At 73.4% G+C, this 13,858-nt stretch carries 18 protein-coding genes; 11 read left to right on the forward strand and 7 right to left on the reverse strand.

Translation table 11 applies throughout. From position 1 onward, the window contains the following. Positions 1-131 precede the first annotated feature (131 nt). Positions 132-695 carry a DUF4190 domain-containing protein gene (locus tag PVK37_RS09820; protein WP_275033507.1) on the reverse strand — a complete coding sequence of 188 codons (564 nt, stop codon included), beginning with the start codon at positions 693-695 and terminating at the stop codon, positions 132-134. Between the two features lie 118 nt (positions 696-813). Here PVK37_RS09820 and PVK37_RS09825 point away from each other — a divergent pair, with 118 nt between their 5' ends. After that, positions 814-1,713 (forward strand): SDR family NAD(P)-dependent oxidoreductase, encoded by a 900-nt coding sequence (locus tag PVK37_RS09825; protein ID WP_275033508.1) that lies wholly within the window; start codon positions 814-816, stop codon positions 1,711-1,713. A gap of 95 nt (positions 1,714-1,808) precedes the next feature. Here the strand turns inward: PVK37_RS09825 and PVK37_RS09830 are convergent, their stop codons facing one another. From PVK37_RS09830 to PVK37_RS09840, 3 genes are all read right to left on the reverse strand, one after another. Then, positions 1,809-2,243: a DUF4190 domain-containing protein gene (locus PVK37_RS09830; protein WP_275033510.1), complete on the reverse strand. Its 435-nt coding sequence runs from the start codon at positions 2,241-2,243 to the stop codon at positions 1,809-1,811. Between the two features lie 204 nt (positions 2,244-2,447). Next, the gene (locus PVK37_RS09835) at positions 2,448-2,852 is read right to left on the reverse strand and encodes a CoA-binding protein (protein ID WP_275033511.1); all 405 of its coding nucleotides are present in this window, start codon (positions 2,850-2,852) and stop codon (positions 2,448-2,450) included. A gap of 23 nt (positions 2,853-2,875) precedes the next feature. Next, complete coding sequence (locus PVK37_RS09840) at positions 2,876-3,670, reverse strand: hypothetical protein (RefSeq protein ID WP_275033512.1); 795 nt, start codon at positions 3,668-3,670, stop codon at positions 2,876-2,878. A 60-nt stretch (positions 3,671-3,730) separates the two neighbouring features. Between PVK37_RS09840 and PVK37_RS09845 the strand changes: the two genes are divergently transcribed. Continuing rightward, the gene (locus PVK37_RS09845) at positions 3,731-4,153 is read left to right on the forward strand and encodes a thiol-disulfide oxidoreductase DCC family protein (RefSeq protein ID WP_275033513.1); all 423 of its coding nucleotides are present in this window, start codon (positions 3,731-3,733) and stop codon (positions 4,151-4,153) included. Here the strand turns inward: PVK37_RS09845 and PVK37_RS09850 are convergent. From PVK37_RS09850 to trxA, 3 genes are all read right to left on the reverse strand, one after another. Continuing rightward, positions 4,114-5,082: an HTTM domain-containing protein gene (locus tag PVK37_RS09850; RefSeq protein WP_275033514.1), complete on the reverse strand. Its 969-nt coding sequence runs from the start codon at positions 5,080-5,082 to the stop codon at positions 4,114-4,116. The two genes, PVK37_RS09845 and PVK37_RS09850, sit on opposite strands and share 40 nt — an antisense overlap. Further along, positions 5,067-5,504: a hypothetical protein gene (locus PVK37_RS09855; protein WP_275033515.1), complete on the reverse strand. Its 438-nt coding sequence runs from the start codon at positions 5,502-5,504 to the stop codon at positions 5,067-5,069. The genes PVK37_RS09850 and PVK37_RS09855 overlap by 16 nt, the downstream gene beginning before the upstream one ends. A 273-nt stretch (positions 5,505-5,777) precedes the next feature. Then, on the reverse strand, positions 5,778-6,140 hold the full coding sequence (gene trxA / locus PVK37_RS09860; protein ID WP_275033516.1) for a thioredoxin: 363 nt from the start codon (positions 6,138-6,140) through the stop codon (positions 5,778-5,780). A 633-nt stretch (positions 6,141-6,773) separates the two neighbouring features. Here trxA and PVK37_RS09865 point away from each other — a divergent pair. The 9 genes from PVK37_RS09865 (at position 6,774) to PVK37_RS09905 (ending at position 13,815) form a co-directional block, all read left to right on the forward strand. After that, positions 6,774-7,316 carry a hypothetical protein gene (locus PVK37_RS09865; protein WP_275033517.1) on the forward strand — a complete coding sequence of 181 codons (543 nt, stop codon included), beginning with the start codon at positions 6,774-6,776 and terminating at the stop codon, positions 7,314-7,316. Between the two features lie 62 nt (positions 7,317-7,378). Beyond that, positions 7,379-8,002, forward strand: coding sequence for a TrmH family RNA methyltransferase (locus PVK37_RS09870; protein WP_275033518.1), 624 nt, complete (start codon positions 7,379-7,381; stop codon positions 8,000-8,002). 97 nt (positions 8,003-8,099) lie between these two features. Then, positions 8,100-8,783: a DUF6758 family protein gene (locus PVK37_RS09875; protein WP_341483427.1), complete on the forward strand. Its 684-nt coding sequence runs from the start codon at positions 8,100-8,102 to the stop codon at positions 8,781-8,783. A 115-nt stretch (positions 8,784-8,898) separates the two neighbouring features. Continuing rightward, positions 8,899-9,057, forward strand: coding sequence for a hypothetical protein (locus tag PVK37_RS09880; protein WP_275033520.1), 159 nt, complete (start codon positions 8,899-8,901; stop codon positions 9,055-9,057). Between the two features lie 9 nt (positions 9,058-9,066). Further along, on the forward strand, positions 9,067-9,918 hold the full coding sequence (locus tag PVK37_RS09885; RefSeq protein WP_275033521.1) for a PH domain-containing protein: 852 nt from the start codon (positions 9,067-9,069) through the stop codon (positions 9,916-9,918). A 100-nt stretch (positions 9,919-10,018) separates the two neighbouring features. Then, positions 10,019-10,843, forward strand: coding sequence for a SigE family RNA polymerase sigma factor (locus tag PVK37_RS09890; protein ID WP_275033522.1), 825 nt, complete (start codon positions 10,019-10,021; stop codon positions 10,841-10,843). After that, positions 10,840-12,126, forward strand: a complete 1,287-nt coding sequence (locus PVK37_RS09895) for a hypothetical protein (protein WP_275033523.1) — start codon at positions 10,840-10,842, stop codon at positions 12,124-12,126. The genes PVK37_RS09890 and PVK37_RS09895 overlap by 4 nt, the downstream gene beginning before the upstream one ends. A 152-nt stretch (positions 12,127-12,278) precedes the next feature. Further along, positions 12,279-13,160 (forward strand): PHP domain-containing protein, encoded by an 882-nt coding sequence (locus PVK37_RS09900; protein ID WP_275033524.1) that lies wholly within the window; start codon positions 12,279-12,281, stop codon positions 13,158-13,160. A 40-nt stretch (positions 13,161-13,200) separates the two neighbouring features. After that, entirely contained in the window at positions 13,201-13,815 is a 615-nt protein-coding gene (locus tag PVK37_RS09905) for a MarC family protein (protein ID WP_275033525.1), read from the forward strand. Positions 13,816-13,858 lie beyond the last annotated feature (43 nt).

Below are 13,858 nucleotides of genomic sequence, written 5' to 3' on the forward strand. Positions count from 1 at the left end.
CGCTCACCGACCATCCGGGCCGCCAGCCGGCCACTGGGGTCGAGGTCGGGCCGCCGGGGGCGACCACGGGCACACTGACCGGCTTCGACGGGCGGGCTGCCGCCCCGGGCCGGGGGCGGCAGCCGCCGCTGTCAGTAGCTCGTCGAGGACGATTCCGAGATCGCGAAGACGATGACCACGATGTAGAAGACGATCGCCAGTACGAGCAGACCGGTGAGCACCCACCCGACGATGATCGCGGCCTTCGCCATCCCCTCGCCGTCCTCGCCGGTCTCCCGGATCTGCTTGCGGGCGACGTGGCCGAGGATCGCACCGACCGGGGCGGTGAGGCAGGAGGCGATCCCGACCAGCGACAGGATCAGCGCCGCCAGCGCCATGCTGTTGGTCCGGCGTACCGGCGGATAGGGGTATGCCGGGTAGCCCATCGGTGGGTAGCCGGGCGGTGGGTAGCCCGGCGTCGCGTAACCACCCATCGCGTACGGGTCGCCGCCCGGCTGGCCGTACGGCGTCTTCCCGACCGGCTGGGCGTACGGCACCTCCCCGCCCGGCTGGGCGTACGGGTGGGGGTCGCCGCCGTACGGCTGTTCCGGGGGCGGTGGATCGGTCGTCGGGCGGGTCGGGTCGACCGGTGGGGCGGACGGCTGACCGGCCCGGGCCGGGTCCTGCCAGGCGTCGTCGGGCGAGGGATACGTCATCAGGTTTTCTCCGTCGTGTCCTGGGTGCGCCGTCAGGGTAGTCACCCGGGGCGAAGCGGCCGAGCACGTTACCGGGTGCCGCGTTGCCCGGGCCGGCCCGACCGGGCAGGATCGCGGCATGGCGATTGACGCGCGTGCCACGGACCGTTCCGGCCGTTCCCGTCGGGACGTGAGCCGCCCCGGGTCCGGTCGGCGCAGCCGGGTCCTCCCGGCGGCCCTGACCGACCAGGACGAGCCGGCCGTCCTGCCCGAGCCGGTGACCATGCGGTTGGACGGGCGGGTGGCGCTGGTGACCGGCGCGGGCAGCCCGGACGGCATCGGGTACGCCACCGCCCGGCGACTGACCGATCTCGGTGCCCGGGTGGCCATCGTCTCCACCACCCGACGCATCCACGAGCGGGCCGGCGAGCTGGGGGTGACCGGGTTCGTCGCGGACCTGACCGACGAGTCCGAGGTCGGCGCGCTGGCTGACGCGGTCGCCGAGCAGCTGGGCGAGGTGGAGGTGCTGGTCAACAACGCCGGCCTGGCGAGCCGGGCCAGCCCGGAGGTGCTCCGCCCGGTGGCCCAGCTCAGCTACGACGAGTGGCGCGCCGAGATCGACCGGAACCTGAACACCGCGTTCCTGTGCAGCCGGGCGTTCATCGGCGGCATGGCCGAGCGCGGCTGGGGGCGGATCGTCAACCTCGCGGCCACCGCCGGGGCGGTCAACGCGCTGCCCACCGAGGCGGCGTACTCGGCGGCCAAGGCCGGCGTGGTGGGGCTGACCCGGGCCCTGGCGATGGAGATGATCGCCGACGGGGTGACCGTCAACGCGGTCGCTCCGGGCACCATCCACACCGCCGCCTCGACGGTCGCGGAGATCCGGCACGGCCTCGGCACCCCGGTCGGCCGGCCCGGTACGCCGGACGAGGTGGCCGCCGCGATCGTCTTCCTCTGCTCGCCGGCGGCCTCGTACATCACCGGCCAGATGCTGGTGGTCGACGGCGGGAACAGCGTCCGGGAGGCCCAGTTCCGCTGAGCCACCCCGGCCAGCCGCTGAGCTGCTAGGCCGCGCCGGTCAGTCTGTGCCGGCCAGCCGCAGGGCCGTCCCGGGCAGAGGTGGGGCCGTCCCGGTCAGCCGGTGCCGGTGCTGTCGCCGGTCGAGCCGGCCCAGATGGCCAGGCCGAGCCAGCCGCAGCAGAACAGCAGGTAGAGCCCGGTGAAGACGTAGCTGAGGATCAGGCCCCAGAAGGCGAGCTGGTCGCCCTGCTCGTGGGTCTGCCGGATCTGCCGGCGGGCCAGGTGACCGAGGACGATGCCGGCCGGCGCGAAGACGAACGCGAAGACCAGCGACAGGATCGCCAGTACGTTCGTGTTGCCGCTGCGTGGCGGTGGTGGCCCGTACTGCCCGTACGGCGGCTGCGGGGCGTAGGACGGCTGTTCACCCCACTGCGGTCGCGGCGGCTGGTCGCCCTGGTACGGCTGGTCGCCCTGGTACGGCTGGTCGCCCTGGTGGGGCTGGTCGCTCCAGTTCGGCTCGCCTGGTCCTGACGGTGGTGGGTAACCCACGACTGCCCTCCTCGCCGGCCGGTGACGGGGTCGGCCCCCTCCTGCCGGACGCTAACAGCAGCGGTACGGCTTTTCCCTGCGGTTGGGAGGACTGGTCGCCCCGGCGGGGTGCCTGGCCGGGGCTGCTTCAGAACCGGGTGCCCGTCGGCGGTCGCTCCGGGCGCGGGTGCCGCGTCGGGGCGTACCGGCGGTGCCGGCCGCTGCTCAGCGGCGGGTGAGGCCGGCGGCGGCCCGCTCGACGATCAGGCAGCGGTCCTCGACGTAGTCGATGCCCGCCGCCTCGGCGATCCGCCGGGCCTCGGGCGAGACGATGCCGAGCTGCAACCAGACCGCCGGAGCGCCGATCGCCACCGCCTCGCGTACCACCTCGACGGCGTCCTCGGCCGGCCGGAAGACGTCCACCAGGTCCACCGGGTGCGGGATGTCGGCCAGCGACCGGTAGACCCGTTCCCCGAAGAGCTCGTCCGCCGTCGGGTTGACCGGGACGATGCGCCAGCCGTACCGCTGCATCTGGGCCGGCACACTGTGCGCGGCCTTGCGGGGATCGCGGGACGCGCCCACGACGGCGATCACGGCGGCGTCGGCGAGGATCTGCGAAGGGCTGCGCATCCGCCGACTCTAACTCCCGCCGGTCACCCGTGGCCGCCGAGCGCACGCGGCAGCCGGGCGAACTCCTCGACCGTCCCGAGGCCGGCGCGGTGCTCCGGATGGTCGAGGTAGTACCGGACGGCGACGGCCAGGAACTCCGGCGCGGCATCCACCTCGTGCAGGACCAGCGTCTCGTGCGGCCGGCCCCGCCACCACCGCGACCGGCCGCGCCAGCGTCGGCCGCGCCGTCGTACCAGCTCCGGCCGGGCCAGCGGCAGGGCCAGGGTGGACAGCTCCGCCGTCTGCGGGTGGGACAGGGGTAGGAGCAGGGTGGGCGACGGGGCCGTCGCCTCGCCCGGTTGGCCGGCGGCCAGCGCCGACCACGGTACGAAGACCTCGGCACGCGGCCCGCCGGAGGTGATGCCGTCCGGGGTCAGCGCGATCAGCGGAACCCGCCGCCACAGGTCCACCGCCAGCACGACCATGAGCGCGGTCGACACGGTCACCATGGTCCACCAGAACAGGTCCCGTTCCCACCGGCCGCCGTAGTGCACGAGCTGGAAGGCCAGCCAGGCGAGGGCGAACACCGGGAACGAAGCCGGCCCACGGGCGGGCGCGTACATCGCCGGCACGGCCGGGTCGATCCGCATCCGTTCCCGGCTCGGCCCCCTGAAGATCACCACCGCGGAGCCGGCCAGCAGCACGAGCGCCGGTACGAACGTCGCCAGGCCGGCGTCGCCGGTCACCCGGCCCACGACCGCCCACCCCAGGCCGTACCCGATCGCGCCGACGGCGAGCATCCGCTGCCGCCGCAGCATCCGGACGGTCACGTCGCGCACCTCCGGCACGGTAGCGGCCCTCCGCCACCGGCGGTCCGGGGGTCGGAGGAGGATGGAGACATGGAGAGGTCGACCTTCGTCTACGACGGGGACTGCGCGTTCTGCACCAGGTGCGCCGAGTTCATCGAACGCCGGATCCCCACCGAGGTCACGGTGGTGCCCTGGCAGTTCGCCGATCTGGACGCGCTGGGCCTGACCGTGGCCGAGTGCGAGGAGGCCGTGCAGTGGGTCGGCGCGGACGGCTCCCGCGCGGCCGGCCCGGACGCGATCGCCCGGCTGCTCGGCACCAGCAACGCCGGCTGGCGGGCGGGTGGCGGCCTGCTCCGACTGCCTCCGGTACGGGTCGCCGCCTGGCCGGTGTACCGCTGGGTGGCCCGGAACCGGCACCGGCTGCCGGGCGGTACGGCGGCCTGCGCGCTGCCACAGGAGGCGCGGGAGCGCCTCTACGGCCCGACCGGGCGACCGCCTGCCGCCGGGGCCTGACCGGCCGGCAGCACCGGCGCAGCCTCCGCCGTCGGCCCGGGTTCCGCCGACCCTGCCCCGTCCGGCGGGGTGTCGTCGCCGGTGCGGCGTCGGGCCAGCCGCCGGAGCCGGACCACCGGGCGGACCCGTTCCAGCGGCAGGAAGGCGGTCATCGCCACCAGGTGCGGCGCGAACGAGATGGTGATGGTGGCCATGGTGACCGCGTGGAACGAGTAGAAGAAGCCGACCATGGCCAGCCGCCAGCGTTCGGGCAGCAGGAACACCACCGGGCTGAGCAGTTCGAAGGCGATGATCCCGAACTGGGCGACGATCAGCAGGTACGGCACCTGCGCGATCAGGTCGGCCAGGTCGGTGCCGCGCCTGATGATGGCCCGGGCCAGCACCGAGCCGGTCATCCACTCCGGCCCGCCGAAACGCAGTTTCGCCCAGGCGGCCAGGAAGTACGTGCAGACCACCGCGATCTGGGTGACCCGCAGCGCCCAGCCACCCGCCTCGGTACGGGTCGGGTCACCGTGCCGGGCCCGGCCGGCGGTGGGGAGGACGGCGAGGGCCACCAGCAGGCCGAACCGGTCGTGGTCGACCTTGCCGTAGCTCATCGCGATGATCATCCAGTACAGGTACAGCGCACAGACCGACCAGCCGAGCAGCCGGGGTGCGCGGCCGGTCGCGGCGAGCAGGGCGAGCACCAGCAACGTCCAGAAGACCCCGTCGACCAGCAGGTCGGTCGGGGTGGGCAGGTGCAGCATCCGGCCGACGAACAGTGGCTGGTACAGCTCTCCGGGCACACTGGCGTGGGTGCGTACCCACGGGGTGAAGAACACCAGGTCACCGGCGACGAAGAGGTACACCAGGGTACGGAAGGCGGCGATCCGGCCACGCGGGACCGCCTCGGTCAGCCACCGGCCGACGACGCTCACCGGGCCGTCCACCGGGCCACCGTCTCGTCGGTGTGCCGGCCGGTCGGGCGCCCGCCGGTGATGCCGTGCCAGCGCACCACGATCCGGACCTCGACCAGCTCCGACGCGCCCGGGTGACGGTCAGCGTACGCGTCGGCGACCTCGCGGAGCAGCTCCGGGTCAGCCCGGTACCGCCCCTGCTGGCCCTCGATCTCGGCCCGTCGGATGCCGGTGGCGTCCTGTCCCAGGTCGATCAGCGCGCCGCTGGTGTCGACACCCTCGACGCGGGTGTCGGGGGCGGGGGTGTCCGGCGGGTTGTTCGTCGCGTACATCCGGAACGGGCCGAAGGGGAAGTGGTCGTCGGAGCCGACCAGGGTGCCGGTGAGCAGCAACGCGAGGCCGAGCGCGGTGGCACCCAGCCGGGCGGCCCGGCCACGCGGGGTCAAGGTCTCCATCGGGTCGGGACGATACGGGATCCGACGGGGGTCCGTGGATCCTTCCGTCGTCCAGCGGTAGCGGTCCGGGTCGGCATTCGTCGGCTCCGGCCGTCGGTCCTGCCCCGGCCCGCCCTGGCCCGCTCCGGCCTGCGCCTTGCTCTGACCTGCGCTGGTCTGCCCCCGGGCGGGCTGAAGCTCCGGCCTGCGCCTTGTTCTGACCTGGCTCTGACCGGCTTCGGGCAGGCTGAAGCTCCGGCCGGGCGGCGGCCCGGCCGGAGCCGTGGGTGGTGCTCAGTGCTGGTGCTCGGCGAGCTTCTTGCGGACGTCGTCCATGTCCAGCGCCTCGACCTGCTCGATCAGGTTCTCCAGGGCGGACTCGGGAAGGGCGCCGGGCTGGGCGAAGACGATCACGCCGTCCCGGATCGCCATGATCGTGGGGATGGACCGGATGTCGAACTTCGCGCCGAGCGCCTGCTGGGCCTCGGTGTCAACCTTGCCGAAGACGATGTTCGGGTGCTTCTCCGACGAGCGCTCGTAGACCGGGGCGAACCGCTTGCACGGGCCACACCACTCGGCCCAGAAGTCGACCAGGACGATGCCGTCCTGGCCGGTCACCTCGTCGAAGTTCGCCGTGGTCAGCTCAACGGTTGCCATTCGAGTCTCCGATCAGCGCGATTGCCTACGCCAGGTGGAACCAGGTGGGGTCTCGTCGAATTCCCGCCGCAGCCGGGCCGAAACGCGGCAGCGGGCTCGTTCACATCGAAACATGTCTGTTAACCAGTTGGCTGCGTGCTGCACTTGCAGATTGCAGTTGCGTGACGAGCCGTGATGGGAGCGATCCCAGGGAGATCGACCCTTCTGGCCGTTCTGCATCGATCACCTCTGCTCTGACATGCGGGGATTCTACCTGCGGTGATCGCTCCGCCAGTGGATCTCCATCACTCTCCGCTATGTAACGAAAAGATAAATGTGACTTGCGTCTCTGTCCCGTGTTACATCCGATGGGGCAGAATCTTTCTCATCAAAGCGTGGGCGGCGGGTGCCGGGGAGGGCCCCGCCGCTCATTGCGTCCGCACCCCGATGAGCTGCCTTAACCTTCGCTAAGGTCGGCCCGGGGCGGTCTGGCACCGGTCGGCCGCGCCGGACAGTTGCGGGGCCACCGCCAGCGGAACCGCGGCCATGATCGAGACCCCCGCCCACCAGCGCTCCGCCGGCCTGCCCGGCCGTGTTCGGGTGGTCCGGAAGCCGGCGCCGGAGGCCGGGCATATGCTGGCGACGGAGGTTCCGATGAGCCACTCCCTCGCCGGAGAGCCGCCCGCAGCCGGACGCCGAGCCGCACCGCTGACCACCGCCGTCTACTCCGCCACCGAGTGGGACCTGCTCACCCGCCTGCCCGGCCGGGTGGTCGTCGCCACCACCGTGCCCCTGCCGGGCCGGGAGCCCCGGGACGTCGTCGCCGGGCTGGCCGGTCTGGAGGCGGTGGCCGCCGGGCGGGCCTTCGACAGCGACCTGGTCCGCGCCGTGGTCGCCACCATCTACGCCCGGCACGACGAGCCGACCACCGTCCCGACCGGGGCGGCCGGCCGGGGTCGGCGCGGCATCCGCAGCAACCGGTCGGGCTACGTCGACCCGGTGGACGTACTGACCGACTGCCGGGTGGCGGCCCGGGTGCTGCGTCGCCGCGCCGACCCGGCCGACTCGGCGGCGTACCGGCAGTGGGTGCAGTCGATCGCGGCCCGGGTGTGCCGGGCCGGGCCGGCGGACCCGGCGGTGAGCCCGGTGGACCGGCGGTACCTCGAACAGCTGGGCGGTGCCCTGGGCCTGCGCTGAGTGCGCTGAGCGTGCCGGGCCTGCGCGAGTGGGCCGGCCGGGCATCCGTACGCTGTGCCAGCGTGACCGGTGAGCAGCTCGACGTCGGCGTGGGACCCTGGCCGGGCGACCCGCCCGACGACCCGCGGTACGACCCGGAACTGCTCACCGAGGGGGACCGGCGCAACGTGGTCGACCGGTACCGCTACTGGCGGCGGGAGGCGGTGGTGGCGGACCTGGACCACCGCCGGCACGACTTCCACGTGGCGATCGAGAACTGGCAGCACGACTTCAACATCGGCACGGTGGTCCGCAACGCCAACGCGTTCCTCGCCGCCGAGGTGCACATCGTCGGGCGGCGGCGCTGGAACCGGCGCGGCGCGATGGTGACCGACCGGTACCAGCACGTCCGGCACCACGAGACGATCGAGGAGTTCGTCGCCTGGGCGGCCGACGGAGAGCTGCCGGTGGTCGGCATCGACAACCTGCCCGGATCCCGACCGTTGGAGACCACCACCCTGCCCCGGCGTTGCGTGCTGCTGTTCGGGCAGGAGGGACCGGGGCTCTCCGAACCGGCCCGCGCCGCCTGCCACCAGCTCTTCTCGATCGCCCAGTACGGCTCGACCCGGTCCATCAACGCCGGGGTGGCCAGCGGCATCGCCATGCACGCCTGGATCCGGGCGCACGCCGGGCCACCCCCGGCCTGAGCTGCGGTTATCCGGTCCGCCCCCAGGTGGGGGAGCGGTTCTGACCGAAAAAGCCGGTCCGCTTGACGGGGTGACCTTCGCGGGTGACGGTGTGGATATGAGTGTTTCGGTGAGCTGTCCGCGGTGTGGCGGACCGGTACGGGGGCCGGACCTGATGCACACCGAGTCCCGCTGTCTGGTCTGTGGTCCCGTCCCACCGCTGCACGTGCCCGAGCACATCGGTCCGGAGATCGTGTCGAGCGTGGTGGAGCGGATATCCGCTGGTGGCGCGACCACCCCGATCTGGTGCCCGTGGCCGCTGCCGCCCGGCTGGACGCTGACCGGCGTCGCCTGGGCCGGCGACGACCGGACCGGGGTGCGTGCCACGGTGGTGGCGTGCGCCGGTCCGGAACCGCTCGGTGGCGGCCCGGCCGACGTGGTCTTCGTGGCCGAGGAACCCGGCGTCGGCCTGGGCACCCGCTTCGCGGGTCTGTCCGGTCCCGATCCCGGTCCGCAGCTCACCGAGGCGCTGCGGGACCCGGGTCCCCGGCACCCCGAGCACGTCGCCACCGCGAAGGTCCGGGCCGGCGGGCACCCGACTCCACTGTGGCTCGTGAATTCCTCGACGGACCGGAGCGCCTACGCCGGCGAGGCTCGGGGAATGTGGCTCCATGCGATAGCCTGGCCGGCGAGCGCGGGTCACCTCCTCGCGGAACAGGTCGTGCTGCACGACCTGACCGAGTGGACTCCGCCCGAGCTCGTGTACGGTGCGCCCTCTCCATACCTGCACGGGAAGGCTTGACAAAGCCGCCGGAATGTCGGAGAACAGACGCAGTATTCACCGTACGACACCTGACTGATACTCTGGGTGCCGCTGCGGTATGGGACCCGGCACCGCGCGAGAGGATGGGCCCGTCATGGTCAAGAAGGTCCTCACCTGGGCCGGAGTCGCATTTTTGATCTTCTTTGTTGCGTTCCGGCCCAACTCCGCCGCCGACGTCGTCAAGTCGTTGGGCGGGGGCATCATGGACATCGCACAGGGCTTCGGCGACTTCTTCACCAACCTCGTCGCCTAGCCGCCACCGATGGGAAGCCCCTCCGGCCTGCCCCCCGACCCCGACGATCCCGACCGGGAGCGCCGGGAGCGCGACACGGAGCCGATCCCCCGGTACCGGGACGACGACCCTACGGGCTACGGTCCCGGGCGGGGTGAGCGGGCGTCCTATCCGGACGACCCCGGTTACCCCGACGAGGGACGCTCGGGTCGCACCTGGGTCCGGGACCCGGAGCCCGAGTACCAGCCGCCCGTCTTCAGCGACGACGAGCTGGCCGGCCTCCGGGCGGACACCGCCGGGAACGTGCCCCGACGGGTGCTTCCGCTGGAGGACGAGCCCAGCTCGCTGGTGGCCCGCTACCTCTTCCCCACCGAACGGTACCGGGGCGAGTGGAAGCGGCACTGGATCCACCTCACCACACCGATCCTGGTGGGGGTGGCCGCCACCTTCGTCCTCGGCTACCTCTCCGGCTTCCTCGCCGGGCAGAACGTCGGCGCGCTGACCACCATCGCCGTGCTGCTCTGGTTCGCGGTGATGGGCTGGGTCGCGTGGAAGGTCGCGGACTGGTGGTACGACCGGTTCATCCTGACCAACAAGCGGGTGATGGTGGTCAACGGCATCATCACCCGGAAGGTCGCGATGATGCCGCTGGCCCGGGTCACCGACATGAAGTACGAACAGACCCCCACCGGCCGGGCCCTCAACTACGGCACCTTCGTGCTCGAGTCCGCCGGTCAGGACCAGGCCCTCCGCGAGATCAAGAATCTCCCCAACCCCAACGAGCTCTACCTGCGGGTCGTCGAGGAGATGTACGAGCCGCAGGCAGTGGAGGCCCGGTTGGGCAAGGAGGCCGACGAGGCCAAGGCCGACGACGGAGCGTGAAAGTTTTCGTCCGAACATCGGATGAACACGCACCCATTTGACGACGCCCCGGCCCGCCGACCATGGCAACCTGCCACTCAGGAGGGTCGGGAGGGATGCGGTGACCGGCAGGGACAGCCTGGAGGAGGAGTTCCGCGAGTTCGTCGCGGCCCGCTCCGGTGCCCTGCTGCGGACCGCCTACCTGCTCGCCGGGGACTGGGCCACCGCCGAGGACCTGCTCCAGACCGCGCTGACCAAGACGTACCTCGCCTGGAAGCGGCACGGCGGGATCGACGCCGTCGAACCGTACGCGCGCCGGGTGCTGGTCAACACCTCGACCAGCTGGTGGCGACGCCGGTGGCACGGTGAACGCCCCACCGAGGTGCTGCCGGAACGCGCCGCCGAAGACGAGATCGAGCAGCAACTCGACCGGGACGCGCTCTGGCGCCACCTGCGCGCCCTGCCGGCCCGGCAACGCGCCGTGCTGGTACTCCGCTACTACGAGGACCTCTCCGAGGCCCAGACGGCGGCGCTGCTCGACATCTCACCCGGCACCGTGAAGAGCCAGACCTCCCGGGCCCTCAACACGCTGCGCCGCCGGCTCGGCGCGGAGGCGGCGCTGGAGTTGCCCGGCGACAGCTCCCGGGCGGGCGGCACGGCGGCGAACCCGGCTCCGGCAGGAGGCCGGCCGGGTCCGGGCACGCCGGCCGGGGCGGCACCCCGTGCCGGTGGACCGGTGGCCGGGCGGGCGGTGCCCCGTACCCCGGTGCCACCGCCGGCCGCCCGACCCGCCGCCACGGCACCGGCCGCCGGTGCGCCGGCGGACGTCGCGGCCGAGCCCGGCGGGTCGCTGCCTACCGGGGCCACCGCACCGCGCCCGGCGGCCCTCGCCGGCCGACGGGCCGCCCCACTGCCGGCGACGGCCGTACCCGGGAAACGCCGGTGAACCGGGTCGACCGCACCCGGGAGACGCCGGTCAACCGCGTCGACAACCCGCGCGGCGGCCCGGAGCGTCCATTCGGCGTGGCCCAGCCGGACCTGGAGCAGGCGCTGCGGGAGACCCTCACCCGGCAGGTCGCCGCACCCCGACCGCTCGCCGTCGACCCGGCCGGCCACGCGGTACGCCGGGCCGACCGGATGCGGCGTCGGCGTACCGTGGCCGGGGTGGCGCTGTCCGCGGTCGCGTTCGTGACGGTCAGCGCGGGCCTGGCCCAGCTCCGGACCGGGCCGACGGGGTACACCAGCCCGACGGTGGTGATCGGTGACCCGTCCGGGCCGCCGACGGTGCCCACCCCGACGGTGACCCTCACCGGGCCGGCCTTCTCAGGGCTGTCGCTGATCTCCGGTTCGAAGCTGATCGTCGACGGTCGGCTCATCGACCTGGGCGGAATCGGCCCGGTCGACCGAGGGCTGCCGGTCACCGGAGGCGGCTGGCTGCTGATCGGCCGGTCCGGCGCGGCCGGGCGCACGGTCTGGTCGGTGAAGACCGACGGCACGTCCCGGGTGGTGCTCGCCGGCGCGGACGAGGTGGCCGTGGCCCCGGGCGGTCAGCGGCTGGCCTGGCGGGAAGGGCCCCAGCTCTTCGTCGCCACGGTCACCAACGGGCAGGTCGTCCCCGGGGTGCGGACCCCGGCCCCGGAGACGGCCGCGCCGGTCGGGTTCGCCGGGGACGACGTCCTGGTCCGGCTGCGTCCCGACCAGCCCGGCTTCGCCATCTGGCGGACCAACGGCACGCCCTTCCAGGCCGGGAAGGACCGGTCGGTGCGCGACGTCCACGGTCGGCTGCCGGACGGACGTCTCGTCGCGCTGGTCAGCGTCGGCACGGCGACCCGGCCCTGCCTGGCCCTGCTCGACCCGACCCGGGACCTGGCGCGTACCCGGACCGGCTGCGCGGTCCCCGCGTTGCGGGAGGGGGCGGCTTCGGTCTCCCCGGACGGCCGGTGGCTGCTGGTGACCGGGTCGTCCGGCACGACGCCCTCCGCCGAGGACGCCGCCCTGCTGATCGACCTCCAACGGGCCTTCGGCCCGACACCGACGGTCCGCCCGGTGGGCCCGGCGATGGTCGGCGAGGTGAGCTGGCTCGGTCCGGAGGCGGTGTACCCGGCCGCCGACGGGACGCTGATCCGGTTCCGCCCCGACCGCCCCGACCCGGCCAGCACCAGTACGCCGACGGTGCCGGGACTGTCGGCGGAGGACCCGCCGGTACTCGTCGCGCCACCGGCCCGCTGACCGGCCGAGCCCGGTCCGGCGCGCGGGGGCCCGGCGGGCCCGGTCCGGTCCGCTGACCTTTCGGGGCCGGTCCGGTCGGGTCCGCTGGCCTGCCCGGTCCGGTCCGGCCCGCTGAGCGGCCGACACCGGTCCGGGCGAGATAGCGTCGGGCGATGCACCCGCCAGCCGCGTCCGACCCGCCCCGGATCGACCTGCACACCCACTCCACCGCCAGTGACGGCACGCTGACCCCGGCGGAGCTGGTCCGGGCCGCCGCCGACGCCGGGCTCGACGTGGTGGCGATCACCGACCACGACACCACCGCCGGCTGGGAGCCGGCCCGGCGGGCGCTGCCACCCGGGCTCACCCTGGTCCGCGGCGCGGAGATCTCCTGCCGGTGGAACGGGGTGCAGCCGGCCGTGTCGCTGCACCTGCTCGCGTACCTGTTCGACCCGGACGAACCGGTACTGGCCGCCGAGCTGGCCCGGGTCCGGGTGGCCCGGGAGGTACGCGGGGAACGGATCGTCGAGATGCTCCGGGCCGACGGCATCGACGTGAGCTGGCCGGAGATCCACGCCCTCGCCGACGGGGGCACGGTCGGCCGGCCGCACATCGCGGCGGCGCTGATCCGGGCCGGGCTGGTGACGAGCACCACCGAGGCGTTCGGCCCGCAGTGGCTGGGGCGGCGGTACCGGCTGCCCAAGGAGGACATCGACGTCTTCCGGGCGGTGGAGCTGGTCCGGGCGGCCGGCGGGGTGCCGGTGTTCGCCCACCCGAGGGCCAGCCGGCGCGGCCGGATCGTGCCGGACGAACTGATCGTCGAGCTGGCCGCGGTCGGCCTGGCCGGACTGGAGGCCGACCACGAGGACCACTCCCCGGCCGAGCAGGCCCACGTCCGGGCACTTGCCGCCCATCTCGGCCTGATCGTCACCGGTTCGTCCGACTTCCACGGCACCCACAAGACCGTCGGGCTCGGCGCGCACACCACCAGCCGGGAGGCGTACGAGCGGATCGTCGCCCAGGCCCGGGGGGTGACCCCGGTCGCTTCCGGGTGACCCGCGTTTTGCCTGCTGACAGCGCCGCTACGGTATGCCGGTGGATCTGAAGCTGTTCGGAGAGGTCTTCGTGACCCTGCTGGTCATCACCGACCCGCCGGGCATGATGCCGATCTTCCTCGCGCTCACCGGCCCGCTGCCGGCCCGGGAACGCAACCGGGCGGCCTGGCAGGCCGTCGCCCTGGCGCTCGGCGTCATCGTGGTCTTCGCGGTGGCCGGGCAGACCCTCCTCGACTACCTCCACGTGGACCTGCCGGCGCTCCAGGCCGCTGGCGGGCTGCTGCTGGTGCTGGTAGCGCTGGAACTGCTCACCGGGAAGGCCGACGACCCGAGCCAGCAGTCCACCTCGAACATCGCCCTGGTGCCGTTGGGCACCCCGTTGCTGGCCGGTCCGGGGGCGATCGTGGCGACGATGCTCTTCGTGCAGCAGGCCGACGGAGCCTCGGACATCTCGGCCATCGCCGCCGCCATCGTCGCCGTGATGCTCGCCGTCTGGGTGGTGCTGCGCTTCTCCGGCGGCATCGTCAAGATCCTCCGTCCGGGCGGGATCGAGGTGCTGACCCGGATCGCCGGGCTGCTGCTGGCCGCCATCGCCGTCCAGCTCATCGCGGACGCGATCGCCGCCTTCGTCACCCAGTACGCCAGTCTGTCCTGACGCCGGCTCTGTCCTGACGCCGGCTCTGTCCTGACGCCGGCTC

Origin of the sequence: Micromonospora cathayae (assembly GCF_028993575.1) — a bacterium.
GTDB classification, from domain to species: domain Bacteria; phylum Actinomycetota; class Actinomycetes; order Mycobacteriales; family Micromonosporaceae; genus Micromonospora; species Micromonospora cathayae.